This window comes from Pseudomonas resinovorans NBRC 106553 (assembly GCF_000412695.1).
Classification (GTDB): Bacteria; Pseudomonadota; Gammaproteobacteria; order Pseudomonadales; family Pseudomonadaceae; genus Metapseudomonas; species Metapseudomonas resinovorans_A.
Genome location: NC_021499.1, coordinates 2232053 through 2256741, shown reverse-complemented (window position 1 = coordinate 2256741; position 24689 = coordinate 2232053). Strand labels below are relative to the sequence as shown.

Below are 24689 nucleotides of genomic sequence, written 5' to 3'. Positions count from 1 at the left end.
GTTGAAGGCTCGTCACGCCGGCAACGAGCCTTCGAAGGCAGAGCATTTTCTGCCGGGTTCCGCCATTGGAACCAATGGACATAACAGTCAACAAATGAGGGCTACACCCTATGAGAAGACTTAAGCGTGATCCGATGGAACGAGCATTCTTGCGCGGCTATCAGCACGGCATCAATGGCAAATCCCGCGATCTTTGTCCTTTCACCCATCCCACCACACGGCAAGCCTGGATCAACGGTTGGCGCGAGGGCCGTGGCGACAACTGGGATGGCCTCACCGGCACAGCCGGTATTCACCGCCTAAACGAACTCCACGCCGTCGGCTGAGACTGGATCACTCCGACTTCATCAAGCACGCCCCATCCGGGCGGCGGGCGTAAGCCCAGGGGCTCCCAAGAGGGAGCCCTTTTTATTGCCCCTCAGTTGTTGCCGGGCAGCCCGGCGATGGCATCCACCGCCTCGCGAATCAGCGCCGGCCCCTTGTAGATGAACCCCGAGTAGATCTGCACCAGGCTAGCGCCGGCGGCGATCTTCTCCGCTGCATGGCGGCCCTCGGTGATACCACCTACCGCGATGATCGGCAGGCGCCCGGCCAGTTCGCCGGCCAGCACCTTCACCGTGTTGGTGCTCTTGTCGCGCACCGGCGCACCCGACAGGCCACCGGCCTCGTCGCCGTAGGGCAGCCCTTCGACGCCTTCACGGCCAAGGGTGGTGTTGGTGGCGATCACCGCGTCCATGCCGGACTCCAGCAGCGCCTTGGCCACCAGGACGGTCTCTTCGTCGCTCATGTCCGGGGCGATCTTGATCGCCAGCGGCACGCGCCGGCCATGCTGGGCGGCCAGGCTCTCCTGGCGAACGCGCAGGGCATCCAGCAGTTGCTTCAGCGAATCGCCGAACTGCAGGCTGCGCAGGCCAGGGGTGTTGGGCGAGCTGACGTTGACCGTCACGTAGCTGGCATGGGCATAGACCTTGTCCAGGCAGATCAGGTAGTCGTCCACCGCGCGCTCGACCGGGGTGTCGAAGTTCTTGCCGATATTGATCCCCAGCACGCCGTCGTACTTGGCCGCGCGCACCCGTGCCAGCAGGTGGTCGACGCCCTGGTTGTTGAAGCCCATGCGGTTGATGATGGCTTCGGCCTCGGGCAGGCGGAACAGGCGCGGCTTGGGATTGCCCGGCTGCGGACGCGGCGTCACGGTGCCGATCTCGACGAAGCCGAAACCCAGCTGGGCGAAGCCGTCGATGGCGTCGCCGTTCTTGTCCAGGCCAGCGGCCAGGCCCACCGGGTTGGGGAACTCCAGCCCCATCACCTTCACCGGCAGGCTCGCCGGCGTCTTGGTCAGCAGGCGGTTGAGACCGAGACGGCCCCCTGCCCCGATCAGGTCGATGGACAGTTCGTGGGAAGTTTCCGGGGACAGGGAGAAGAGCAGCTCGCGGGCCAGCTTGTACATGGTCGGTCGGGTATCGATCGGCGGTATGGGCCGGCGATTATAGCTGCGCCGCCCCCGTCAAGCGAGGCGCCGGAGGCTGAGAAGCTGGCCGTCGGCGGAGAAATCCAGCTGGAAAGTGCCGCGCACACCCCCGTGGCCCAGGTGGGGGCGCAGGTGATGGGCCGGCAGGCTGACCTTGCGGCCGTCCCGGCTGCGCAGCAGCACGCGGTTGGCCCGACCTTGATAGACTGCCAGGAATTCATCGGCAGTCAGGGAAATTTCCAGCACCAGGCTGGGCATGGAGGCACCCTCGACAATGAAGTTCGGAATTCTGCCACACCGTCCGTTCGTTCTCCTTCCCCGCCAAGCGGAATTGTGCGGCGCCCCGCGTGCGCGGCCGCCAACCCTCTGCCAGACTGCCAACCGTGACCGGGGAGTATTCAGGCCATGAGTCAGATGCAGCCACCACCTCCACCCTTGAGCGCCCGCCTCGCCGCCTTCGCCCAGCGATTGGGCCTCGGCAAGGCGCCGCGTCGGATATTCGAACGAGCCAGCCAGCTGCGCCTGCCTTTCCAGCAATTGCCAAAAACCGAAGCCTCCATCTGGTGGCAAGCCGGCCCTCCCTTGCAGCGCCTGGTCGAGCTGCCGCGCGGCGCCCTGTCCGGCCCCGTCCAGGAAGACAAGGCCGAGGCCCATGCCGTGCTGATCGGCGTGGTCAAACGCAGCGAGCAGCGCCTCTCCAGCTTCGACCTGCGCCAGGTGGACGGCCTCTGCGGCAACGACCACGAGCCGCCGCCCTCCCCCAGCTTCGAGGACTACCTGGCCGGCCTGCACAGCCGCAAGGTTCGGATCATCAGCTACAAGGATTTCATCAAGGCCATCAGCCTGCCGCTGCCGCGCTTCCTCGCCGGCGCGCCGATCAGCCTCTACCGCGCCGACTGGCACGGCAAGCGGGTGTTCTGGAGCGGTGACCAGCATGTGGAGGCCTTCGCCGCCTCCATCGCCTATGCGCGCTTGCGCGAACTCGAAGCCACCCTGCCTGCGGAAGTCACCGACTACCGCCTCGATGTCGCTGGCCTGGAGCGGCTGGACGACCGTTACCACATGCTGGCCATGCCGGTGCAGGCCTGGAGCGACCCGGCCTTCATGGGCCTGCTGCTGGATGGCGGCATCCCCTATTCGCGCCTGACCTTCCTGCGCAATTCCGGCGCCCCGGAGTTCATCCTGCTGCCCAAGAAGCACGCCGACGCCACCGCGCTGGGCGAAGGCCTGCGCCTGGCCGGCGCGGCGGATGTGGTGACCTACCTGCAGACGCTGGCCTGAAGCTCACCCATCACGCCGGCGAGAATCGCCAGCGCAGGATCGCCCCCTTCCCAGCCGGACCCTACTCACACTCGACCCGACTGCGCCCACGCTTCTTGGCCTGGTAAAGCGCCGCGTCGGCACGCTGCAACAACAGCCCGGGAGAGCCCGCCGGCCCCGGCTGCATGGCTGCGACGCCAATACTGACAGTGACATGCCCCATGGGCGATTGCGCATGGGGCAGGGCCAACTCCGCGACCGCCTGCACCAGCTTGCGCGCGATCCCCTGGGCACCGGCCGCATCGGTCATGGGCGCGAGAAACACGAACTCCTCGCCACCGTAGCGGGCCACCAGGTCGCCGGAGCGGCAGACGGTGGCCGCCAGGGCTTGCGCGATCTGGCGCAGGCAGCTGTCGCCCGCCGGGTGACCGTAGTGGTCGTTGTAGTGCTTGAACCAATCCACATCGAGGATCGCCAGGGCCAGGGGCTCGCCGATGCGCTGGGCGCGTCCCCATTCCTGCGCCAGCACCTGGTCGAAGTGACGGCGGTTGGCGATGCCGGTCAGGGCATCCGTCAGGCTCAGGGCCTCGAGCCTGGCGTTGAGCACCTGCAGCTCATCGGTGCGTTGTGCCACACGCAGCTCCAGCTCGCGCTCGGAGGTCTTGAGGCTATCCACCAGCTGCTGCTGGGCCCGGAGCAGTTCCTCCTGGACCCTGGCCTTGTCCCGGCGCATGACGTTGTAGCGGTCCGCCAAGGCGAAGGCCAGCACGATCATTTCCATGGCCGAGCCCAGCTGGAGGCCATCCACGGTGAACATATTGGTGGGGACCAGGCCCATGGCCCGCAGCGTGGTCATGGCGCCGCCCAGCATCAGCAAGGCGAAGGCCGCCAGGAAGAAGTAGGCGCTGCGCTGGCGCTTGAACGCGCAGACCAGCGCCACCCCCAGGGTGATCACCGCGGTGGCCAGGTTCAGCAGGATCGCGACGCGGGAAAACACCGGCAGCGCGACGACGTAAAGCAACGGTGTCACCAGGTACAGCGCCACCAGCCCCAGCAACAGTCGATCGAGACGGGGAACGACCTGATCGGTATGCAACATGCGCCGGGTGAACATCAGCATGGCCGCCAGGGTCAGCGAAACACCCGAGTAGTAGGCCACGTTCGAATTCAACAGCAGGCCCAGCCATGGCGACTCGGGGGCCAGCCCGTTCTTGATCGCCAGCGCGAACACCGTGCACGCCGCGAAGATCACATAGAGCAGGTAGACGCGGTCGCGCAGGGCCACCAACAGCATCAGGTTGAACAGGATCATCGCCGTGGCGATGCCGAAGTACCACGCCTTGCCCACGTAGTCGTCGCGCTCATAGGCGTGAAAGGCTTGCGGGGACCACAGCTGCAACGGAACCAGCAGACCGATGCTCGATTCCACACGCAGGTACAGCACCTGCTCGGAGCCGGCCGGCAGCGTCAGCGGGAAAACGAAGTTGCGATTGGGATACACCCGGGTGGAAGACGGCGTGTCACAGCCGGTAGAGATGGCGCGGTAGGTGCCCTGGGCATCCGGGATATGCACCTGGACATGGGAGATGCGCGGGTTCTCCACCACCAGCAGGCGCTGTACCGGTCTATCGCTGGAGTTGCGCAGCGGCAGGCGCAACCAGAAGGCCGAGCGCGTAAACCCAAGCGCCAGCGCGCTGCCGGGCGGCTGGTCCGTCGTGAAGCGCGACGCCCATTCGGCCGACTGCACGTCCGCCAGGGTCAGGCTTCGTTCGGGGTCTTCCAGCACCGAAACCACCTGGGTCAAGGTCAGGGGCTCGCTCGCCACGGTGGCGACATCGAGTGCCTGCCCGGCCGACCAGGCGGGCAGCGCCTGCAGGGCCACGGCCAACAGGAGCCAGGAGATCATCTGCCGACAAGTGCGGTATGCGTGCATGGGACTAGAAACCAGCGAAGGCCGAGAGATTGGCGGATGTGACCGGAGCAGGCGCGTGCTACCGGCCGTAAGGGTCCGAAAGTCTACAAGAGCAGGATTCACCCCCGCAAAGCTGCATGGGTCGGCTAGTCACCCTTCTCCGCCGACGCCGTGCCGCCCCCCCCTCGTGCGGCCCTGAACGACTCACGCCGCTCCGCACGCTCGCGGGCATAGGCGGGGCTCTCCTCGCCCGCCAGCTCATCGCGCACCAGGGGTTCGCCGCAGCCCTCGCACAGCGGTCCGAGGCCGGCGGGCAGCCCGCAGCGCGTGTGCACGAAGCGCACCGCCAGCCCCTCCTCCGGCGCCTTGCACCACTGCTCGCCCCAGGCCCGCAGCGCAAGCAGAACAGGGTAGAAGGCTTCGCCCTTCTCGCTAAGCTGATAGTCGTAGCGCAGCGGCCGCTTGCTGTAGGGCAGGCGCAGCAGCAGGCCATCCGCCTCCAACTGCTTCAGGCGTGTAGCGATCATCTGCGGGGTTCCACCGGTCTGCGCCTGGATCTCGTCGAAGCGGCGGGTACCCATGAACAACTCACGCAGCACCAGCACCGTCCAGCGATCACCCACCACCTCTTCGGCACGGGCGACCGGGCACAGGGTTTCGCAGGTTTTCTTCTGGCTGGACATGGAGGGCTTCCCTGAGCGGAATTTGTTGATATGATTTTCATAGCAATATCGGACGAAGTCAAACCACGGAGCACAGGTCCCCCCCCACTCGCGAGGCCCACAGCATGTCCTACCCCATCGACAGAACCGCCTACCTGCTGGTCGATCCCTACAACGACTTCCTCTCGGAAGGCGGCAGGATCTATCCCCTCATCGAGCCCATCGCCACCGATGTCGGCCTGCTCGACAACCTGCGAGCGCTCGACCGCGCCGTCCGCGCCCGAGGCATCCCGGTGTTCATCGTGCCCCATCGGCGCTGGGAAGCGGGCGACTACCAGGACTGGGACCACCCGACGCCCACCCAGTGCAAGATCATGCATGGCCATCACTTCGCACGGGGTGAATGGGGCGGCGAATGGCACCCCGACTTCGCGCCCAAGGAAGGCGACACCATCGTTGCCGAGCACTGGGGCGCAAGCGGATTCGCCAACACCGACCTGGACTTTCGCCTCAAGCAGAAGGGCATCAGCCACGTCATCATCGTCGGGCTACTGGCAAACACCTGCATCGAAGCGACCGCCCGTTTTGCCGCGGAACTCGGCTACCACGTCACCCTGGTGCGCGATGCGACCGCCGCCTTCCGCCAGGACATGATGCACGCCGCCCACGAGCTGAACGGCCCGACCTTCGCCCACGCCATCCTGAGCACCGACGAACTCATAGCCAACCTCGGCGGGCCGGCTGCCGGGCAAGGCGACTGAGAGGGAAACCCTCGGTAGCGGCGCCCCAGAGGGCAATGGGCTGGCCTTAGTCGAAGAACTTGCTCGGGGTCGTGCCGAACTGCTTCTTGAACATGGTGGTGAAGGCGCTCGGGCTTTCGTAGCCGAGTTCGCCAGCGACATCGATGATCTTCTCGCCCAGCGCAATGCGTTCCAGCGCCAGCAGCAACCGAGCCTGCTGGCGCCATTGGCCAAAGGTCATCCCCGCTTCCTTCTGGAACAGCCGCTGGATGGTCTTCTCGTCGAGATTCAGCCGCGCGCTCCAGTCCGCCAGCGTCGAGCCGTCGCCGGGATCTTCCTGCAGCGTCGAGCAAATGCTCCTGATGCGGGCATCCGCCGGCTGCGGCAAGTGCAGCGGCAAGGTCGGCAGGATCTTCAGTTCGTCCAGGATCAGGTTCATCACCCTGGCCTCGCGGGAGTCCTGTTCGTAGGGCTCGGCAATGTCGGTGGAGACCTGGATCAATTCGCGCAGCAGGGGCGAAATACTCACGGCCTTGGATTCGGCGGGCATGTCCAGCGCACGGTCGGGCCGGACGAACACGCTGCGCATCTTCACCGGGCTCACACAACGAATGGCATGGACCTGCCCGGTCGGCATCCAGATGCCGCGACTCGGCGGCACCGTCCACTGGGTCGATTCGGAGTGCACCACCATCACGCCCTCGATGGCGTAGATCAACTGGTGCTTGTTGTGGCAGTGGGGCGCGACCCGCCAGCCATCCGGGTAGTCGGTCGCACTGACGCTGAGCATCCAGTCGGCTTCATCGATCTCGACGACGATTTCGTTCAGTGGCCTGATCATTTCGCCCTTTTTGCGATAGTTGTCTCCCGAATCTCGCGAGACAGGAGAATTTGCGGACCCTAGGATAGCCCCCACCTCTGAAATCGAACAACGCACCGCTGCCGGACGCGTTGTTCTTGTCCGGAAGATCCGCCATGTCCATCAGTTCCACCGCCTCACCCTTGGCCTCACCCTCGGTCGCCAGCCAGGCCAGCCCGCTGGTCATGCGCGTCATCGGCGCCTGCGCCCTGGCCCACCTGATCAACGACCTGATCCAGGCAGTGCTGCCCTCGATCTACCCGATGCTCAAGGAAAGCTATGGCCTGACCTTTACCCAGGTGGGCCTGATCACCCTGACCTTCCAGCTGACCGCGTCCTTGCTGCAACCCTGGGTCGGCTACCACACCGACCGCCACCCCAAGCCCTGGCTGTTGCCGGTGGGCTCGCTGTGCACCCTGGCGGGCATCCTGATGCTGGCCTTCGTCGGCAGTTTCCCGGCGATCCTCCTGGCCTCGGCGCTGGTGGGCATAGGCTCGTCGACCTTCCACCCGGAGGCCTCGCGCATCGCGCGCCTGGCCTCGGGCGGGCGCTACGGCCTGGCCCAGTCGACCTTCCAGGTCGGCGGCAACGCCGGCAGCGCCTTCGGCCCGCTGCTGGCGGCGGCCATCGTGATTCCCTACGGACAGGGCAGCGTCGCCTGGTTCGGCCTGTTCGCGGTCTTCGCCATCGTGGTGCTCTATGGCCTGAGCCGCTGGTACCGCAACCACCTGGACCTGTTCAAGCTCAAGCAGGGCACCAAGGCGACCCACGGCCTCTCCCAAAAGCGCGTGACCTTCGCCCTGGTGGTACTGGCGCTACTGGTGTTCTCCAAGTACTTCTACATGGCCAGCTTCACCAGCTACTTCACCTTCTACCTGATCGAACGCTTCGACCTGTCGGTCGCCAGCTCCCAGCTGCACCTGTTCCTGTTCCTCGGCGCGGTGGCCGCCGGCACCTTCTTCGGCGGCCCGATCGGCGACCGCATCGGCCGCAAGGCGGTGATCTGGTTCTCCATCCTCGGCGTGGCGCCCTTCACCCTGGCCCTGCCCTATGTCGACCTGTTCTGGACCGGCGTGCTGAGCATGATCATCGGCTTCATCCTCGCCTCGGCGTTCTCCGCCATCGTGGTGTTCGCCCAGGAACTGGTGCCGGGCAACGTCGGCATGATCGCCGGGCTGTTCTTCGGCCTGATGTTCGGCTTCGGCGGCATCGGCGCGGCATTGCTGGGGCACCTGGCGGATATCCATGGCATCGAGTACGTGTACACGCTGTGCTCGTTCCTGCCGCTGCTCGGGGTACTGACCATCCTGTTGCCCTCTACCAAAGGGGTGTGAGTCAGGGCCAAGAACCGTTCTTCACGAAACTGCGGGAAGAGCTGTTAGCGCTGGAATGGTGCTCAGCTCATTTCCGCTTGGGCTGCGGGTTTCTGTTTCGCCTTCCCGGGCGACTTCCTTTGGCAGTCGACGGAGTGCCGCCCACCCCAAAGGAAGCAAAAGGCTTGCCCCGACATCCGGGTTTGGCTCCGCCAAACTTCCCTCCCTGCATCGTCGCTCCGGGGGCACGGCGTGAGGGGCCATCCATGGCCCCGCACACCTCTCGCGGCATCCATGCCGCTCGTCCCCCTCCACGACGATTCCGCTCGGCCTCCTGAAGGGGCGGTTTGCGCGGCGTCATCTTCTCTGCTTCGTTTCAGCCTGGTATGGGCAACAGGATTGCTTCGCGCCATCCGGCGCGAGTCACCCTTCTCCCTGTGGGAGAGGGGCTGGGGGTGAGGGAGGCATCCATTGGCGGGGTGCCAGGCCGGGCAACCACACAAAATTGCCGATCCAGCACGAACAGGACTCCCCACCGAAACGCGCGATGAACCTAAAAAAAAGCCCCGCACAAGGCGGGGCTGAGAGCACAAAACAGTTACCGGACCTACACCATCAAAGGATGCACACCCCGTGCTGGCCGCTTTGCGCCAGGTCCATCAGCTCGCGGTTGGCCACCGCGTACATGGCGTAGTCGGTGGTGGTAGCCGCGCGCAGCTCCACCAGCATGGCCTTCCAGCGCTCTACCAGCACGCGGTGCTGATCCAGCCACAGCGCCACCCGCTCCTCGATTTCCACCGGCCCTTCGTTCATCTGCAGGACGGAAATGGTGATCGCCCGCTGCTGCCAGTCCAGGTCGTCGCGGAAGGCTTCCCGCGCCAGGGCCTGCCAGTTGTTCTCCACCGGCAGGCTGGTGATCTGCTGCAGGTACCAGGACAGGTCCAGCGCGCCACCCACGGCGAAGTAGGCGGCGGCGACATCGGCCGTGTCCTTGCCGGTGACGTCCGAGGCTTCGATGATCGGCAGCAGGGTGTAGAAGTGGCTGGTGCCCGCCACCACCCGCGCCAGCTCTTCGGGGGCGCCGGCTTCGACATAGGACTGGAAGCGTGCCAGCCACTGCTCGCGGGACGGGCCTTCGAGCAGCTCGTCCAGGCGGCCGGCCAGGGCCTCCACGCGCGGGGCGAAGTGGTTGACGTCACGGGCGGCGTTCTGGTCCTCGCGGCGGCTGCGCAGGAACCAACGGGTAGCGCGGCGGCCCAGGCGCATCAGCTCGTCCATCAGGGTCAGCTGCAGTTCGGCCGGGACCTTGTAGTCCAGCGCCTCGATCTGCTGCCACCAGTGGGACAGGCGGAAGACATCACGCACCACCACATAGGCGCCGGCCACATTGGCCGCGCTCATGCCGGTGGACTCCTTCAGGCGCTGCACGAAGGTGATGCCCATGTGGTTGACCAGGTCGTTGGCGATCTGGGTACTGATGATCTCGCGTTTCAGGCGATGGCGGCGCATGGACTCGCCGAAGGTCTCGGCCAGGCGCGCCGGGAACGCGGTTTCCATTTCCTGGGCCAGGTAGTCGTCGTCCGGAACCAGCGACTTGAGCAGCGACTCCTTCAGGTCGATCTTGCTGTAGGAGATCAGCACCGCCAGCTCGGGGCGGGTCAGGCCCTGGCCGACGGCGATGCGCTCGTTCAGCTCATCGTCGGTGGGCAGGAACTCCAGGCCACGGTCCAGCTTGCCGGCCGCTTCCAGTGCGGTGATCAGGCGCTTGTACTCGCCGATCTTCTCCCGGGCGCGACGCTGCGCCAGGGACAACGCCTGGGTCTGCTTGTAGTTGTTGCCCAGCACCAGGTTGCCCACGTCGTCGGTCATCTCGGCCAGCAGCTTGTTGCGCTGCTTGCCGGTCATGTCGCCGGCCCCGACGATTTCGTTGAGCAGGATCTTGATGTTGACCTCATGGTCCGAGCAGTCCACGCCGCCGGCGTTGTCGATGAAGTCGGTGTTGCTGGCGCCGCCATTGAGGCCGTACTCGACGCGGCCCAGCTGGGTCATGCCGAGGTTGCCGCCCTCGCCCACCACCTTGGCACGCAGTTCGCGGCCGTCGACGCGCAGGGCATCGTTGGCCTTGTCACCCACGTCGGCATGGCTTTCGCTGCTGGCCTTGACGTAGGTGCCGATACCGCCGTTCCAGAGCAGGTCCACCGGCGACTTCAGCAGCGCGTGGAGCAGTTCGGTGGGCGGCAGCTTGTCGGCTTCGATCTCGAAGCGCTGCTGCATCTGCGGGCTGATGGCGATGCTCTTGGCGCTGCGCAGGAAGATGCCGCCGCCCTCGGAGATCAGCTTGGCGTCGTAGTCGGCCCAGGAGGAGCGCGGCAGGTCGAACAGGCGCTTGCGTTCGACGAAGCTGGAGGCGGCGTCCGGGTTCGGGTCGATGAAGATGTGCATGTGGTTGAAGGCGGCCACCAGCTGCAGCTTGTCCGACAGCAGCAGGCCGTTGCCGAACACATCGCCGGCCATGTCGCCGATGCCGATCACGGTGACGTGATCCTTCTGCACATCGATGCCGCGCTCGCGGAAGTGACGCTGCACCGACACCCAGCCGCCCTTGGCGGTGATGCCCATGCCCTTGTGGTCGTAGCCCGCCGAGCCGCCGGAAGCGAAGGCGTCGCCCAGCCAGAAACCGTAGTCCTGGGCGATGCCGTTGGCGATGTCGGAGAAGGTCGCGGTGCCCTTGTCGGCCGCCACCACGAGGTAAGGGTCGTCGGCGTCGTGGCGCACCACGTTGGCCGGCGGTACCACCTTGCCTTCCTTTAGGTTGTCGGTGACGTCCAGGAGGCCGGAGATGAAGATGCGGTAGCAGGCGATCGCCTCGTTCTGGATATCGTCGCGGGTGCCACCCACCGGCAGTCGACGGGGGATGAAGCCGCCCTTGGCGCCCATGGGCACGATCACCGCGTTCTTCACCTGCTGCGCCTTCACCAGCCCCAGCACTTCGGTGCGGAAGTCTTCCTCGCGATCGGACCAGCGCAGGCCGCCACGGGCCACGTCGCCGAAGCGCAGGTGCACGCCCTCCACGCGCGGGCAGTAGACGAAGATCTCGAACTTGGGCACCGGCCGCGGGATATCCGGAATCTGGCGCGGGCTCAGCTTGAAGCTGAAGTAGGACTTGTTCTGGCCAGCAGCGTCCGGCTGGTAGAAGTTGGTCCGCAGGGTCGCCTTGATCAGGTCCAGGTAGCGCCGCAGGATGCGGTCTTCGTTGAGCACGGCGACGTTGTCCAGCTCACCGAGGATCGCCTGTTCGAGCTTCTGCTGCTTGTCTTCCAGGTCGTCCGCCGCCAGCTTGCGCGCGAGGTAGAAGCGGGTCTTGAACAGACGCACCAGCTCCTTGGCGATATTGGCGTGGTTGAGCAGGGTGCTGGCGATATAGGACAGGTCGAAGCCCAGGCGGATCTGCTTCAGGTAGCGGGCGTAGGCGCGCAGCAGCGCCACGTCGCGCCAGGGCATGGCGGCGGTCAGCACCAGGCGGTTGAAGGCGTCGTTCTCGGCATGCCCGCCGACGATGTGGACGAAGGCGTCCTGCAGGGTGTCGTTGAGTTGCTGGAGGTCGACCTCGTCGCCCAGGGCGCTGGTGAAGGCGAAGTCGTGGATCCAGTACTGGCGACCGTCCTGGCGCACCAGGCGGTAGGGGAACTCACCCAGCACGCGCAGGCCGAGGTTCTCCAGGATCGGCAGCACGTCGGACAGGGCCAGCGGGGTATCGGCGTGGTACAGCTTGCAGTGCAGCTGCTGCTCGCCCTGGGCCAGCGGCTGGTAGAAGCTCATCACCAGCGGGCGCTCGTCGGAGAGGCTGTGCAGGTGCTGCATGTCCACCACCGCCGAGTGCGGGGCGAAGCGTTCGCGGTAGCCGGCCGGGAAGCCTTTCGGGAAGTCGGCCAGCACGCGGGTGCCCTGCCCCTCGCCGAAGCTTTCGTTGACCAGGCTGGCGTAGTCGTCCTTCCAGGAACGGCAGGCCTGGATGACTTCCTTCTCCAGCAGTGCGGTATCGACGTGCAGCTTGTTCTTCGGGTCCAGGCGCAGGATGAACTGCACGCGGGCCAGCACCGACTCGGAGAAGAAGGTCCAGAACTCGCAGTCGCTGGCCTGCAGGCGATCCATCAGGATCTGCTGGATCTTCAGGCGGGTCTCGGTGGAATAGACATCGCGCGGCACGTAGGCCAGGGCATAGGCGAAGCGGCCATAGGGGTCGCGGCGCAGGAACAGGCGGATCTTGTTGCGTTCCTGCATCTGCACGATGGACATGGCGGTGTTGAAGAGGTCGTCCACCGGGGTCTGGAACAGGTCGTCGCGCGGCAGCACTTCCAGCACCTGGGCCAGTTCCTTGCCCAGGTGGGCGCCGGAGGCGAAGCCCGAGCGGTGCTGGATCTCGGCCACCTTGTGGCGGATGTAGGGGATGTGGTTGACGCTCTCGGCATACACGGCGGAGGTGTAGAGGCCCATGAAGCGGCACTCCTTGATCACCTTGCCCTTGGCATCCAGCTCGCGGATGGAGACGAAGTCCGGGTAGGCCGGGCGGTGCACGCGGCTCGGTTCGGCGGCCTTGGCGAACGACAGCAGCATGGGCCCGCGCAGGTAGTTCAGGGCCTCGGCCTCGATGTGCAGGTCGTCCTTCTTCAGGCCGGCGCGACGCAGCTTTGAAACACCCAGCAGGGATTTCTCGTCATAGACCAGGTGGCCGCCGTTCTTGTCGTCGGCCACGGTGAATTCCTCGTAGCCGAGGAAGGTGAAGTGGTTGTCCAGCAGCCACTCCATGAACACCTTCACTTCCTTCAGCTCGTCGCCGTCGACCTTGAGCTTGGCCTTGTCCAGCCAGGCCAGCAGCTCCTGGGCCTTGGCCTTCATCGGCTTGAAGTCGGCCACGGCCACGCGGACCTCGCCCAGCACTTCCAGCAGGGCCTTCTCCAGGGTCTTCATGGCGCCGTTGTTGGCGCAACGGTCGATCTCCAGGAACATCAGCGATTCCTGGCGCACGTCCTTGCCCTGGGTGCCCTTGGGCAGGATTTCCTGCAGCTCGCCCTTGGCGTTGCGACGCACGCTGATGACGTTGTTCTGCAGGGTATGGATGCTGTAGCCGCGACGGTTCAGCTCCATGCGCACCGAGTCCACCAGGAAGGGGATGTCCGGGTGCAGCACTTCGACGGCGGTGTGGGTGGACTGCCAGCCGTGCTTCTCGTAGTCGGGGTTGAACACCCGCACTTCCGGGCTGGCGGCGTCGAAGCGTTCCACCAGGCGCCAGGACGAGAGGGTGCAGCCGACCAGGTCGGACAGCCGACGCTGGGTCAGCTCCTCAAGCGCGATGATGCCGAAGAATTGTTCGGCGAACAGGGAAACTTGTGGCAATGCCTGTTCGCTGACGTGCTGCGCCAGGGCCGCTTGCAGTTGGTGCTGGAAGTCGGCTTTGCTGGCCGCCGTGAAGAACGCCATGGTTGTGCTCCGCTAGGCTCGTTTTGTTGGGTTAAGCGTAGAACGCTCAGCAGCGGAGCAAGGGCCGCAGGTCGATCTGGCAGTGCGGTCCTGCTCCGGGCAAAGGCCGGGGGGACAACTGCGACCCGGCGGTCACCATTGCCGCGAAAGCTTAACGAGGGCGATGTCGTCTAGACTTTCCGAGGGGCGACATATTCGGTCAATCTCTGTCAGCCAGCCCGACACTTTCGTATGACCAGCGACGACCGCTTCCGACGCGGCCGATTCGGCGTTGCCTACTTGCGGACTACATGAACCGGGGCTATCCACCCTTATATTCGGCTTCCCTCCACTTACTGGAGCACCTGCCCATGTGCACCTGCCATGAACACGCCGAGCAACCCGCGCGCCGGGATTTCCTTCGCCTCGCCGGTGTCACCGTCGCCACCGCGGTGACCGCCTCGCTGCTGCCCACCCACGCACTGGCGGCATCCCCCGCCGAACCACCCAAGCCAGAGAACCAGCTCAGCCCACAGGCGGCGTTCGACCGCCTGATGGCGGGCAACCGCCGTTACATCGAAGGCGTCGCCCGTCGCCACGACTTCCTCGCCGAGCGCGAAGCGCTGGTGTCGGCGCAGAACCCCTTCGTCGCGGTGCTCAGCTGCGCCGACTCGCGCATCGCCCCGGAGTACGCGTTCGACACCGGCCGTGGCGATCTCTTCGCCGTGCGCGTGGCCGGCAACCTGGTCAACGATGATGGCCTGGGCAGCCTCGAGTACGGCGTGGCCGTGCTCGGCATTCCGCTGCTGATGGTGCTCGGCCATGAGGGCTGTGGCGCGGTGGAAGCCGGGGTCAAGGCGGTACGCGACAAGGCCAGCTTCCCCGGCCATATCCAGCGACTGGCCGACGCCATCGCCCCGGCGGTCAAGGCCACCCTCGACAAGCCCGGCGACCCGCTGGACAACGCCATCAGGCAGAACGTGCTGGATAACATGCGCCTGGTGAAGGAGCGCTCCGAGATACTCCGGACCGCGATCGACGAGGGTCGCCTGAAGCTGGTGGGCGGCCTGTACCGACTGGCCGATGGCAAGGTCGAACTGCTCGGTTGATGGCGGACGGGTCGCGCCCTTTGCGCGGCCCGTCACTCTTTGCCGCAGCGCCGGCATTGCGCTTTCCTAGGCCGCTCCCCCCTCCTTGGATTAAAGTATTGGGCCTCTCTGGGGGCTTTTTGCATTCCCCGTCCAATCCGAGCGAGTCCATTGATGGAACACCGTGAAGCGCTAGTCGCCCTGCGAAACTTCCTTTCCACCCAGATCCTCGGCCAGGAGAAGCTCATCGACCGCCTGCTGGTCGCCCTGCTCGCCGATGGCCACCTGCTGGTCGAAGGCGCACCCGGGCTGGCCAAGACCAAGGCCATCAAGGACCTGGCGGACGGCGTGGAAGCCGAGTTCCATCGCATCCAGTTCACCCCCGACCTGCTGCCCGCCGACATCACCGGCACCGAGATCTATCGCCCGGAGAACGGCAGCTTCGTGTTCCAGCAGGGGCCGATCTTCCACAACCTGGTGCTGGCCGACGAGATCAACCGCGCGCCGGCCAAGGTGCAATCGGCGCTGCTGGAAGCCATGGCCGAGCGCCAGGTGTCCATCGGCCGCTCCACCTATGCGCTGCCGCCACTCTTCCTGGTGATGGCGACCCAGAACCCCATCGAGCAGGAAGGCACCTATCCCCTGCCCGAGGCCCAGCTCGACCGCTTCCTGATGCACGTGCGCATCGGCTTCCCGGACGCCTCGGTGGAACGCAAGATCCTCCAGCAGGCCCGTGGCGAGGCGCTGCACGGCGAGACCCGAGCCGAACACCAGGTGAGCCAGCAGGCGATCTTCGCCGCACGCAAGGAGATTCTCGGCATGTACATGGCCGACGCCGTGGAGGAGTACCTGGTGCACCTGGTCATGGCCACCCGCACCCCGGCCAAGTTCGACAGCGAGCTGGCCGAGTGGCTGGCCTGGGGCGCCAGCCCGCGCGGTTCCATCGCTCTGGACCGCTGCGCACGCGCCCACGCCTGGATGGCCGGCCGCGAGTTCGTCAGCCCCGAAGACATCCAGGCGGTGCTCTTCGATGTGCTGCGCCACCGCCTGATCCTCTCCTTCGAAGCGGAAGCCGCCGGCATCGACCAGGACCGGGTGATCCAGCGCATCCTGGATGTGGTAGCGGTGGCCTGATGCGCCTCAAGACGGCGGCCTGGACGTTCCGGGTCCGGAAGCGCCGGCCCGCCACCCCCGGTATCGTCCCGCCCGCCAGCGCGGAAGGGGTGCATGTCGACCTGGCCGAGCTGATCGACATGCGCCATCGGGTCCGCGAAGTGCAGCTGTTCTCCAGCCCGGCGCGCCGCAGCCCGTTGATCGGCCTGCATCATTCCAAGCTGCGCGGCCGTGGCGTGGACTTCGACCAGGTGCGCATCTACCAGGCCGGCGACGACGTGCGCACCATCGACTGGCGCGTCACCGCGCGCACCCAGGAACCCCACACCAAGCTGTTCCACGAAGAGCGCGAGCGGCCGGTGTTCATCATGGTCGAACAGAGCCAGCGACTGTTCTTCGGCACCGGCCTGGTGTTCAAGTCAGTGCTCGCCGCCCAGGCCGCCAGCCTGATCGGCTGGGCCGCCCTGGCCCACAACGACCGGGTCGGCGGCCTGGTGTTCAGCGACCACGACCATCACGAGATCAAGCCACGGCGCAGCAAGCAGAGCCTGTTGCAGCTGCTCAGCCGCCTGGCCCGCGCCAACCAGGCCCTGGGCAGCCCCGGCGGCGCCCAGCGCGAAGGCTTCAGCCTGGCCCTGCGCCGCGCTCGCGAAGTGCTGCGCCCGGGGAGCCTGGTGGTCATCCTCTGCGACGAACGCACTCTGTCCGATACCGCCGAACAGCAGATCGCCCTGCTCTCCCGCCACACCGACCTGATCCTGCTGCCGGTGTCCGATCCGCTGGATCACGCACTGCCCGCCGCCGGCCTGCTGCGCTTCGTCGAACAGGGCGCCCAGCTGGAGCTGGACACCCATGCCAGCGACCTGCGCCAGGCCTACCGCGAGCTGGGCGAGGCCCGCACCGCGCGCTGGGAACGCCTGGCCCAGCGGCTTGGCGTCCTGCTCCTGCCGCTGTCCACCCAGGAAGGCATGATCGACCAGCTGCGCGATTACCTGCAGCGCCAGGGTGGCCGGCGATGAACCCGCTGGACGGCCTGGAGCCGCTGATTGCCCCCGCCGCCATTTCCTGGTGGCCGCCGGCGCCCGGCTGGTGGAGCCTGCCGCCCCTGCTCGCCCTGCTGGGCTGGGCGCTCTGGCTGTATCGGCGTCGACGTGCACGCCAGGCGCAGGTCGAACTGGAGCCGCCGCTGGACCCGTTGCGCCAGGCCGCCCTGGACGAGCTGGCGCGCCTGCCCAAGCCCTATGACGGCGCCCCGGCCGGCCCCTGGCTGCAGGAACTCAACGGGCTGCTGAAGCGTCTATGCCGCATGCATTACCCCGGAGACAACAGCCATACCCTCAGCGGCCGCGCCTGGCTGGCCTACCTCGACAACCGCTGCCCGGCGGCCGGCCTGACCCGCTGGATGATCCTGGTGGAAGGCGCCTACCGCCCGCAGTGCAAGCTGGAGGACAAGGCCATCGCCGGCCTCTACCAGTCCGTCGAGACCTGGGTGCGCAAGCATGTTTGAGTTCACCTGGCCCTGGATCTTCCTGCTCGCCCCGCTGCCCTGGGTGCTGCGCCTGCTGCTGCCACCGGCGGACAGCGGCGAAGCGGCACTCAAGGTGAGCTTCCTCGCCGACCTCGAAGGCCTGGTGGGCCGGCGTGCCCGCGCCAACCTGCCGGCCTGGCGCCAACAGGCGCCCTTCGTCCTGCTCTGGCTGCTGCTGATCACGGCTGCCGCCCGCCCCGAATGGGTCGGCGAACCCCAGCCCATGCCCACCAGCGGGCGCGACCTGTTGCTGGCGGTGGATGTGTCCGGCTCCATGGACTATGCCGACATGCGCCTGGACGACGAGGACGTCAGCCGCCTGACCCTGGTGAAGCACCTGATGGGCGAATTCATCGACGGCCGCCGTGGCGACCGCATCGGCCTCATCCTGTTCGGCAGCCAGGCCTACCTGCAGGCACCGCTGACCTTCGACCGGCAGACCGTGCACACCTGGCTGGACGAAGCGCGCATCGGCATCGCCGGCAAGAACACCGCCATCGGCGACGCCATCGGCCTGGCGGTGAAGCGCCTGCGCCAGCGTCCCGCCGACAGCCGTGTGCTGGTGCTGATCACCGACGGCGCCAACACCGGCGGCGAGATCGACCCGCTGACCGCCGCGCGACTGGCCGCCGAGGAGCAGGTGAAGATCTACACCATCGGCATCGGCGCCGACCCGGAGCAGAGCGACGTGCTCGGCATCCTCGGCCTCAACCCGAGCATGGACCTGGACGAACCGACCCTCACCGCCATCGCCGAACAGACCGGCGGCCAGTACTTCCGCGCACGCAGCTTCCAGGAACTGGAAGCGATCGAGGAAAGCCTCGACCGCCTGGAACCGGTCACCCAGCGCGCCAGCCAGGCCCGCCCGGCCTACTCCCTCTATAGCTGGCCGCTCGCCCTTGCCGTGCTGCTGAGCATCGGCCTGGTCTGCCGCGTGCTCTGGCCCCACGCCCTGCAGCAACGCCCGCAGTGGCTGCGGAGGCGCACATGAGCGCGCTCTGGCCGATCTGGCTGCGCCCCGCCTGGCTGCTGTTGCTGCCGCTGATGGCCTGGCTGCTCTGGCTGCTCTGGCACCGCGAGCGGCGCAGCGGCCGCTGGGAGCAGCTGCTGCCCCGCGCCTTCCAGCCCTGGCTGCTCAGTGGCGGCGGCATGCGCAACAATCGGCTGCCCTGGCTGGCCCTGGGCCTGGCCTGGCTGCTCTGCGTGCTGGCCCTGCTCGGCCCCAGCTGGCAGCAGATGGAGCAGAGCACCCAGAAGCGTGCCGATCCGCTGGTGGTGATGCTCGAACTGACGCCCTCCATGCTCGCTGGCGATATCGCCCCGAGCCGCCTGGAGCAAGCCAAGCGCAAGCTGCGCGACCTGCTGGACGCCCGCCGCGATGCGCAGACGGCGATCGTCGTCTACGCGGGCAGCGCCCACAGCCTGGTGCCGCTGTCCGACGACCTGATGACCAGCCTCAACCTGATCGACTCGCTGAAGCCCTCGATCATGCCGCAGCCGGGGCAACGTGCCGACCTGGCGGTGGAGAAGGCCCTCCGTCTGCTGGAGCAGGGCGCCCAGGGCGAGGGTCGGCTATTGCTGATCACCAGCGGCCTCGACCCGCAGGAACAAACCGGCATTCGCAAGGCCCTCGGCTCCCGTGGCGAGCGCCTGGCCATCCTCGGCATCGGCACCGCCGCCGGCGCCCCCATCGCCCAGGAAGACGGCGGCTTCCTCAAGGACGCCCAGGGCGCCATCCTCCTGCCCAAGCTCGACAGCACCCAGCTGCGCCGCTTCGCCGCCGACCTCGACGGCCGCTACGCCAGCGCCCAGCTGGACGAAGCCGACCTGCACCGCCTCGACCTGCTGGATGGTCCGGGCAGCCTGCGCGACAGCGGCGAGATAGCCCGCCTGGCATCCTGGGCCGACCAGGGCCACTGGCTGCTGCTGCCGCTGCTGCTGATCGCCGCCTGCGCCGGCCGCCGTGGCTGGCTGTTCTGCCTGCCGCTGCTGTTCGCGCTGCCGCAACCGACCATGGCCATGGACTTCCAGGACCTCTGGCTACGCCCCGACCAGCAGGGCCAGCGCCTGCTCGAAGCCCAGCGCCCGGCCGAGGCCGCGCAGCGCTTCGACGACGTGCGCTGGCAGGGCCTGGCGCTCTACCAGGCCGGCGACTACGCCGAGGCCGCCGCCCGCTTCGCCCAGGGCGACAGCGCGGCGGACCACTACAATCGTGGCAACGCACTGGCCCGCAGCGGTGAACTGGAAGCGGCGATCGATGCCTACGACTCGGCCCTGGAGCGCCAGCCCGACCTCGCCGTCGCGAAGAAAAACAAGGCCCTGGTGGAAGAACTGCTGCGCCAGCGCGAGGTCGAAGCAGCCGCCAACAAGGAGCAGCAGGACGACAGGGAACAGTCCGACGAGCAGGGCGAGCAGAGCGCGGCGCAACAGCCGGGCGAACAGGACGCCGAAGAAAACCCCGCGCAACCGGCCGAGGGCCAGGCCCAGACGGACAACCAGACCCGCTCGGCCACCGACGGCACCGCGGAAGACGCCCTGCAGGAAGGCAGCGAGATTTCCCAGCAGGCCAGCAACGAGCCCCTCGGCGACGAACGTCGCCAGGCCCTGGAACAATGGCTGCGGCAGATTCCGGACGATCCCGCCGAACTGTTGCGCCGCAAGTTCTGGTACGAACAGCAACAGCGCCAGGAAGAACAGTGATGACGCGCCTGCTTTGCACCCTCCTCCTCAGTCTGTTGGCACTGGCGGTACAGGCCGCCGGCTTCACCGCCAATGTCGACCGCACGCGCTTGAGCGAAGGAGAGACCGTCGAGCTGACCCTGGAATCTTCCGACCCGACCCTGTTCGGCAAGCCGGACCTGACGCCCCTGGACGGCGACTTCGAGGTACTCGGCACCCGCCAGATCAACCAGCTCGGCACCTTCAACGGCAAGAACGACCGCGCCACTCGCTGGATCATCACCCTGCAACCCAGGCAGACCGGCTTCGTCACCATTCCGGCCCTCAAGCTCGGCGAGGCCCACAGCGCGCCCATCACCCTGCATGTGCAGAAGGCCGCGAAGCAGGAGAAGTCCGCCAGCAAACTGGAGCCGGTATTCATCGAGGCCAGCCTCGACCAGGAAAGCGTCTATGTGCAGGCCCAGGCCATCCTCACCCTGCGTATCTACCATTCCGTGTCGCTCTACGACGACAGCAGCCTCAGCCCGCTGCAGATGGACGATGCCCGCGTCGAGCAGCTTGGCGATACGCGCACCTACGAGAAGGAAATCAATGGCGTACGCCACGGTGTGATCGAGGTGCGCTATGCCCTGTTCCCGCAGAAGAGCGGCGTGCTGGACATACCGCCGCAAGTGTTCAGCGCCACCCTGGTCGACCCGGGCAGCGACACCGCCTACCAGCCGTTCGGCCCGCGCCCGGGCAAGCTGACGCGGGTGAACTCGCCGCGCATCCCGCTGACCGTGCAACCCAAGCCCGCCGAATACCCGGCCGATGTCCCCTGGCTACCGGCGCGCAACCTGACCCTGACCGAATCCTGGAGCCCGGACCCGAAAACCGTGCGCACCGGCGACTCCCTGACCCGTAGCCTGATGTTGATGGTCGAAGGCCTCTCCAGCGCCCAGATCCCACCGCTGCCGGCGACCCAGGCGGAGGGGTTGCGGCGCTACCCGGACCAGCCGCAGGTGGGCAACAAGGTGGACGAGCGCGGGATAGTCGGCAGCCGCGAGGAACGCGAGGCCCTGGTGCCCACCCGCAGCGGCCGCCTGGAACTGCCGGCGGTGAACGTGACCTGGTGGAACACCCGGGAAAACCGCCTGGAACACAGCGAGATTCCCGCCCGCACCCTGGAAGTGGCGATCAATCCCGAACTGGAATCCGGCCCCGCGCCCACGGTCGAAACCCAGGCCGATGGCAACATTCCCCGGGCGCGGCTCTGGCCCTGGCAGCTCGCCTGCGCCCTCCTCGCCTGCACCACCTTCCTCGGCTTCGCCCTGTGGTGGCGCGCACGTCGCCAACCGGCGATCCTGCCCACCGCCCAGACCGGCCCGAGCCCGCGCACCTTGCTGGATGAACTGCGCCGCGCCTGCCAGTCCAACGACCCCCATGCCACCCGCCAGGCCCTGGACAACTGGGCCCGCCAGCAGCCGGAAACCCTCGCCGACATGGCGGCCCGCTTCGTGCCCCTGTCCGACGCCATGGACGGACTGAACGGCGCCCTCTACAGCGAGGCCGGCCAGCACTGGCAGGGCGAAGACCTGTGGAAGGCCATCCGCGCCCTCCCCACGCCCCAGACGGAGCAACAGGCGACCCTGGAACCGAGCCAGTTGCCGCCGCTGTATCCGCGTTGACTTAGTCCGGATGGGGCCCGGGGGAAGCGTTGGGTTTCGCTTCGCTCTACGCCAACCTACGAAACCCACAGCCAGCCATAATCCGAAGTCGGGCATGGCGCCGCCGGTGGATGGAAAAGCGCCATACACCCTACGGACGTGTATCCACGTCAATTCCGTAGGAGCCCGTAGGATGGGTTGAGCGGAGCGATACCCATCAATCCGGACCGCATGGGTATTGCTCCGCTCAGCGGAACGTTGGGTTTCGCTTCGCTCTACGCCAACCTACGAAACCCACAGCCAGCCATAATCCGAAGTCGGGCATGGCGCCGCCGGTGGATGGAAAAGCGCCATCCACCCTACGGACGTGTATCCACGTCAATTCCGTAGGAGCCCGTAGGATGGGTTGAGCGGAGCGATACCCATCAATCCGGACCGCGTGGGTATTGCTCCGCTCAGCGGAACGTTGGGTTTCGCTTCGCTCTACGCCAACCTACGAAATCGCCCACGTACCGTCCCCCCACGCATGCCCATAAAAAAACCGCGGCCTGGGCCGCGGTTTTTGGTGTTGCCGATCAGGCTCAGTGGGCCAGCAGCGATCCGCCGACCTTGCCCGCCAGCTTCTCGGGCTTGATCAGGAAGCGCGCCAGGGCCGGCAGCAGCCAGAGGGCGCCGAACATGTTCCAGAGGAGCATGAAGGTCAGCATCAGGCCCATGTCGGCCTGGAACTTGATCGCCGAGAACATCCAGGTGGCGACACCGATGGCCAGGCACAGGCCGGTGAAGAGCACCGCTTTACCGGTGGAGCGCAGGGTCTGGTAGTAGGCCTCCTGCAGCGGCAGGCCGGCACGCAGGAAGCTCTCCAGGCGGCTGTAGATGTAGATGCCGTAGTCGACACCGATACCCACGCCCAGGGCGATCACCGGCAGGGTCGCCACCTTCACGCCGATACCCAGCCAGGCCATCAGCGCGTTGCCCAGCACCGAGGTGAGCACCAGCGGCAGCACGATGCAAAGGGTGGCGGCGATGGAGCGGAAGGTGATCAGGCACATGATCGCGACGCAGATGTACACCAGGATCAGGATGGTCAGCTCGGCCTGGGCGATCACCTCGTTGGTGGCCGCTTCGATACCGGCGTTGCCGGCTGCCAGGAGGAACTGCAGGCCGTCCTTGTCGTGGGTCTCGGCGAATTCCTGCACGGCGGTCACGACGCGGGTCAGGGTCTCGGCCTTGTGGTCGTTGAGGAACACCAGGACCGGCGCCAGGGAGCAGTCGGAGTTGTACAGGCCTTCGGCGCGGCTGATGGAGTTGTTCAGCACGTCCTGGTTGCGGGACAGGGTTTCCCACTTCAGGTTGCCTTCGTTCATCCCTTTGATCACCTGCTTGGAGACGGTGACCATGGAGATGGCCGATTGCACGCCCGGCGTGTTCTCCATCTTCCACATCAGCTCGTCCACCGGCGCCAGGGTCTCGTGGGTCGAGCAGCCTTCGGCGGCGGTCTTGACCATCACGACCAACACGTCGGAGCTGGTGGAGTAGTTGTTGATGATGAAGTTGTTGTCCTGGTTGTAGCGCGAGTCAGGACGCAGTTCCGGCGCGCCCTGGTCGAGGTCGCCGATCTTCAGGTTCTGGCTGTACCACAGGCCGCCACCGAAGGCGATCAGGGCAATGACCACGGAGATCGGGGCTACCACCGGGTGGGCGAAGTTGGACAGCAAGCGCCAGAACGGATGCTCGCGCACGGCGTCCTTCTTGCTGCGCTCGATGGCCTTCTTGCTGATGCCGACGTAGGAGATCGCTACCGGCAGCAGGATCAGGTTGGTGAACACGATCACCGCCACACCGATGGAGGCGCCGATGGCCAGCTCGCGGATCACGCCGATGTCGATGATCAGCAGGGTGATGAAGCCCACGGCGTCCGCCAGGATCGCGATCATCCCCGGCAGGAACAGCTGGCGGAAGGTGCGTCGTGCCGCCGTCAGTGCGTTGTCGGCGTCACTGGATTGCAGGGCGATACCGTTGATCTTCTGTACGCCGTGGGAAATACCGATGGCGAAGATCAGGAAGGGCACCAGCATCGAATAGGGATCGAGACCGAAGCCCACGGTGTGCATCAGGCCCAGCTGCCAGATCACCGCCACCAGGGTGGTGGACAGCACGGCGATGGTGCTGCGGATACACCAGGTGAACCAGTAGAGCAGCACCAGTGTGATCAGGAAGGCGATACCGAAGAACATCACCACCATGATCAGGCCGTCGATCAGGTCACCGACCTTCTTGGCGAAGCCCACTATGTGAACCTTCACGTTGGGGTTCTGCGCCTGGTACTTGTCGCGGATCTTCTCTTCCAGCTCATGGGAGAACTGGCGGTAGTCCAGCTTCATCAGCTTGCCCTGGTCGTTCGGGTCCGGATAGGACTCCAGCAGCGGCACGTCGATGATGCTCGACTTGAAGTTGTTGGCCACCAGGCGACCGATCTGGCCGGACTTGAGCACGTTGTTGCGCAGGTCTTCCAGGCTGGCCGGGGAACCGTCGTAGGTCTGCGGGATCACCTCGCCACCGGCGAAGCCTTCCTCGGTCACCTCGGTCCAGCGCACGCTCGGGCTCCACAGGGACTTCAGGCCGGAACGATCGACGCCGGAGATGTAGAACACCTCGTCGTGGATCTGGCGCAGGGTCTCCATGTACTCCTTGGTGAAGATGTCGCCGTCGACCGCTTCCACCGAAATACGCACGGTGTTGCCCAGGTTGGCCAGGTCGTTGCGGTGCTCGATCATCTTCTGGATGAAGGGGTGCTGCAGCGGGATCATCTTCTCGAAGCTGGTGGACGGCCGCACTTGCAGGGCCTGCCAGAAGAGGAAGATGCTAACCAGCAGGCAGATGACGATCACCGCCGGCCGGTTGTTGAAGATCAGGCGCTCCAGGAAGGTCGCCTTGTCCTGGTGATGGGTACTCATCGAAACT

18 protein-coding genes are annotated in these 24689 nt (G+C 66.3%); 11 read left to right on the top strand and 7 right to left on the bottom strand.

Annotated features, from left to right (window positions below):
* The first annotated feature begins 110 nt into the window (after positions 1-110).
* Positions 111-326 carry a ribosome modulation factor gene (gene rmf, locus PCA10_RS29560; RefSeq protein WP_016491998.1) on the top strand — a complete coding sequence of 72 codons (216 nt, stop codon included), beginning with the start codon at positions 111-113 and terminating at the stop codon, positions 324-326.
* Between the two features lie 92 nt (positions 327-418).
* Here the strand turns inward: rmf and PCA10_RS10230 are convergent, their stop codons facing one another.
* Positions 419-1447, bottom strand: a complete 1029-nt coding sequence (locus tag PCA10_RS10230) for a quinone-dependent dihydroorotate dehydrogenase (protein WP_016491997.1) — start codon at positions 1445-1447, stop codon at positions 419-421.
* Positions 1448-1504: 57 nt separating this feature from the next.
* Positions 1505-1726: a DUF2835 domain-containing protein gene (locus tag PCA10_RS10225; RefSeq protein WP_016491996.1), complete on the bottom strand. Its 222-nt coding sequence runs from the start codon at positions 1724-1726 to the stop codon at positions 1505-1507.
* A gap of 147 nt (positions 1727-1873) precedes the next feature.
* On the opposite strand from PCA10_RS10225, the gene PCA10_RS10220 reads away from it, so the two are divergent.
* Positions 1874-2749: a DUF6685 family protein gene (locus PCA10_RS10220; RefSeq protein ID WP_016491995.1), complete on the top strand. Its 876-nt coding sequence runs from the start codon at positions 1874-1876 to the stop codon at positions 2747-2749.
* 61 nt (positions 2750-2810) lie between these two features.
* Here PCA10_RS10220 and PCA10_RS10215 read toward each other — a convergent pair whose 3' ends face one another.
* On the bottom strand, positions 2811-4634 hold the full coding sequence (locus tag PCA10_RS10215) for a sensor domain-containing diguanylate cyclase (RefSeq protein ID WP_016491994.1): 1824 nt from the start codon (positions 4632-4634) through the stop codon (positions 2811-2813).
* Between the two features lie 152 nt (positions 4635-4786).
* Positions 4787-5323, bottom strand: a complete 537-nt coding sequence (locus PCA10_RS10210; RefSeq protein ID WP_016491993.1) for a winged helix-turn-helix transcriptional regulator — start codon at positions 5321-5323, stop codon at positions 4787-4789.
* A 104-nt stretch (positions 5324-5427) separates the two neighbouring features.
* Between PCA10_RS10210 and PCA10_RS10205 the strand changes: the two genes are divergently transcribed.
* Complete coding sequence (locus tag PCA10_RS10205; RefSeq protein ID WP_016491992.1) at positions 5428-6063, top strand: cysteine hydrolase family protein; 636 nt, start codon at positions 5428-5430, stop codon at positions 6061-6063.
* A gap of 46 nt (positions 6064-6109) precedes the next feature.
* Here PCA10_RS10205 and PCA10_RS10200 read toward each other — a convergent pair whose 3' ends face one another.
* A complete protein-coding gene (locus PCA10_RS10200) occupies positions 6110-6883 on the bottom strand; it encodes an AraC family transcriptional regulator (protein ID WP_016491991.1) in 774 nt (257 codons plus the stop codon).
* A gap of 134 nt (positions 6884-7017) precedes the next feature.
* Between PCA10_RS10200 and PCA10_RS10195 the strand changes: the two genes are divergently transcribed.
* A complete protein-coding gene (locus PCA10_RS10195; RefSeq protein WP_016491990.1) occupies positions 7018-8235 on the top strand; it encodes an MFS transporter in 1218 nt (405 codons plus the stop codon).
* Positions 8236-8829: 594 nt separating this feature from the next.
* Here the strand turns inward: PCA10_RS10195 and PCA10_RS10190 are convergent.
* Positions 8830-13692 carry an NAD-glutamate dehydrogenase gene (locus PCA10_RS10190; protein ID WP_016491989.1) on the bottom strand — a complete coding sequence of 1621 codons (4863 nt, stop codon included), beginning with the start codon at positions 13690-13692 and terminating at the stop codon, positions 8830-8832.
* 350 nt (positions 13693-14042) lie between these two features.
* Here PCA10_RS10190 and PCA10_RS10185 point away from each other — a divergent pair, with 350 nt between their 5' ends.
* The 7 genes from PCA10_RS10185 to PCA10_RS10155 all read left to right on the top strand — a co-directional run bounded on the left by PCA10_RS10185 (position 14043) and on the right by PCA10_RS10155 (position 21746).
* Positions 14043-14780, top strand: coding sequence for a carbonic anhydrase (locus PCA10_RS10185; RefSeq protein WP_016491988.1), 738 nt, complete (start codon positions 14043-14045; stop codon positions 14778-14780).
* Positions 14781-14933: 153 nt separating this feature from the next.
* Complete coding sequence (locus PCA10_RS10180; RefSeq protein WP_016491987.1) at positions 14934-15893, top strand: AAA family ATPase; 960 nt, start codon at positions 14934-14936, stop codon at positions 15891-15893.
* A gap of 119 nt (positions 15894-16012) precedes the next feature.
* Positions 16013-16891, top strand: a complete 879-nt coding sequence (locus PCA10_RS10175; protein WP_051148066.1) for a DUF58 domain-containing protein — start codon at positions 16013-16015, stop codon at positions 16889-16891.
* Positions 16888-17379: a DUF4381 domain-containing protein gene (locus PCA10_RS10170; protein WP_016491985.1), complete on the top strand. Its 492-nt coding sequence runs from the start codon at positions 16888-16890 to the stop codon at positions 17377-17379. Before PCA10_RS10175 ends, PCA10_RS10170 begins: the two co-directional genes overlap by 4 nt.
* Positions 17372-18391, top strand: coding sequence for a vWA domain-containing protein (locus PCA10_RS10165; RefSeq protein ID WP_016491984.1), 1020 nt, complete (start codon positions 17372-17374; stop codon positions 18389-18391). The genes PCA10_RS10170 and PCA10_RS10165 overlap by 8 nt, the downstream gene beginning before the upstream one ends.
* The gene (locus tag PCA10_RS10160) at positions 18388-20100 is read left to right on the top strand and encodes a VWA domain-containing protein (RefSeq protein ID WP_016491983.1); all 1713 of its coding nucleotides are present in this window, start codon (positions 18388-18390) and stop codon (positions 20098-20100) included. The genes PCA10_RS10165 and PCA10_RS10160 overlap by 4 nt, the downstream gene beginning before the upstream one ends.
* Positions 20100-21746, top strand: a complete 1647-nt coding sequence (locus PCA10_RS10155) for a BatD family protein (protein ID WP_016491982.1) — start codon at positions 20100-20102, stop codon at positions 21744-21746. The genes PCA10_RS10160 and PCA10_RS10155 overlap by 1 nt, the downstream gene beginning before the upstream one ends.
* A 560-nt stretch (positions 21747-22306) precedes the next feature.
* On the opposite strand, the gene PCA10_RS10150 is transcribed toward PCA10_RS10155, so the two are convergent.
* Positions 22307-24682: an efflux RND transporter permease subunit gene (locus PCA10_RS10150; protein ID WP_016491981.1), complete on the bottom strand. Its 2376-nt coding sequence runs from the start codon at positions 24680-24682 to the stop codon at positions 22307-22309.
* Positions 24683-24689: the final 7 nt, after the last annotated feature.

Excerpts from the sequence above, each read along its gene's own strand:
- PCA10_RS10155 (WP_016491982.1), top strand. The coding sequence starts at position 20,100 with ATGACGCGCCTGCTTTGCACCCTCCTCCTCAGTCTGTTGGCACTGGCG.
- PCA10_RS10195 (WP_016491990.1), top strand. The coding sequence starts at position 7,018 with ATGTCCATCAGTTCCACCGCCTCACCCTTGGCCTCACCCTCGGTCGCC.
- PCA10_RS10220 (WP_016491995.1), top strand. The coding sequence starts at position 1,874 with ATGAGTCAGATGCAGCCACCACCTCCACCCTTGAGCGCCCGCCTCGCC.
- PCA10_RS10185 (WP_016491988.1), top strand. The coding sequence starts at position 14,043 with ATGTGCACCTGCCATGAACACGCCGAGCAACCCGCGCGCCGGGATTTC.
- PCA10_RS10225 (WP_016491996.1), bottom strand. The coding sequence starts at position 1,726 with ATGCCCAGCCTGGTGCTGGAAATTTCCCTGACTGCCGATGAATTCCTG.
- PCA10_RS10160 (WP_016491983.1), top strand. The coding sequence starts at position 18,388 with ATGAGCGCGCTCTGGCCGATCTGGCTGCGCCCCGCCTGGCTGCTGTTG.
- PCA10_RS10180 (WP_016491987.1), top strand. The coding sequence starts at position 14,934 with ATGGAACACCGTGAAGCGCTAGTCGCCCTGCGAAACTTCCTTTCCACC.
- PCA10_RS10210 (WP_016491993.1), bottom strand. The coding sequence starts at position 5,323 with ATGTCCAGCCAGAAGAAAACCTGCGAAACCCTGTGCCCGGTCGCCCGT.
- PCA10_RS10215 (WP_016491994.1), bottom strand. The coding sequence starts at position 4,634 with ATGATCTCCTGGCTCCTGTTGGCCGTGGCCCTGCAGGCGCTGCCCGCC.
- PCA10_RS10190 (WP_016491989.1), bottom strand. The coding sequence starts at position 13,692 with ATGGCGTTCTTCACGGCGGCCAGCAAAGCCGACTTCCAGCACCAACTG.
- PCA10_RS10230 (WP_016491997.1), bottom strand. The coding sequence starts at position 1,447 with ATGTACAAGCTGGCCCGCGAGCTGCTCTTCTCCCTGTCCCCGGAAACT.
- PCA10_RS10205 (WP_016491992.1), top strand. The coding sequence starts at position 5,428 with ATGTCCTACCCCATCGACAGAACCGCCTACCTGCTGGTCGATCCCTAC.
- PCA10_RS10165 (WP_016491984.1), top strand. The coding sequence starts at position 17,372 with ATGTTTGAGTTCACCTGGCCCTGGATCTTCCTGCTCGCCCCGCTGCCC.
- rmf (WP_016491998.1), top strand. The coding sequence starts at position 111 with ATGAGAAGACTTAAGCGTGATCCGATGGAACGAGCATTCTTGCGCGGC.
- PCA10_RS10200 (WP_016491991.1), bottom strand. The coding sequence starts at position 6,883 with ATGATCAGGCCACTGAACGAAATCGTCGTCGAGATCGATGAAGCCGAC.
- PCA10_RS10170 (WP_016491985.1), top strand. The coding sequence starts at position 16,888 with ATGAACCCGCTGGACGGCCTGGAGCCGCTGATTGCCCCCGCCGCCATT.
- PCA10_RS10175 (WP_051148066.1), top strand. The coding sequence starts at position 16,013 with ATGCGCCATCGGGTCCGCGAAGTGCAGCTGTTCTCCAGCCCGGCGCGC.
- PCA10_RS10150 (WP_016491981.1), bottom strand. The coding sequence starts at position 24,682 with ATGAGTACCCATCACCAGGACAAGGCGACCTTCCTGGAGCGCCTGATC.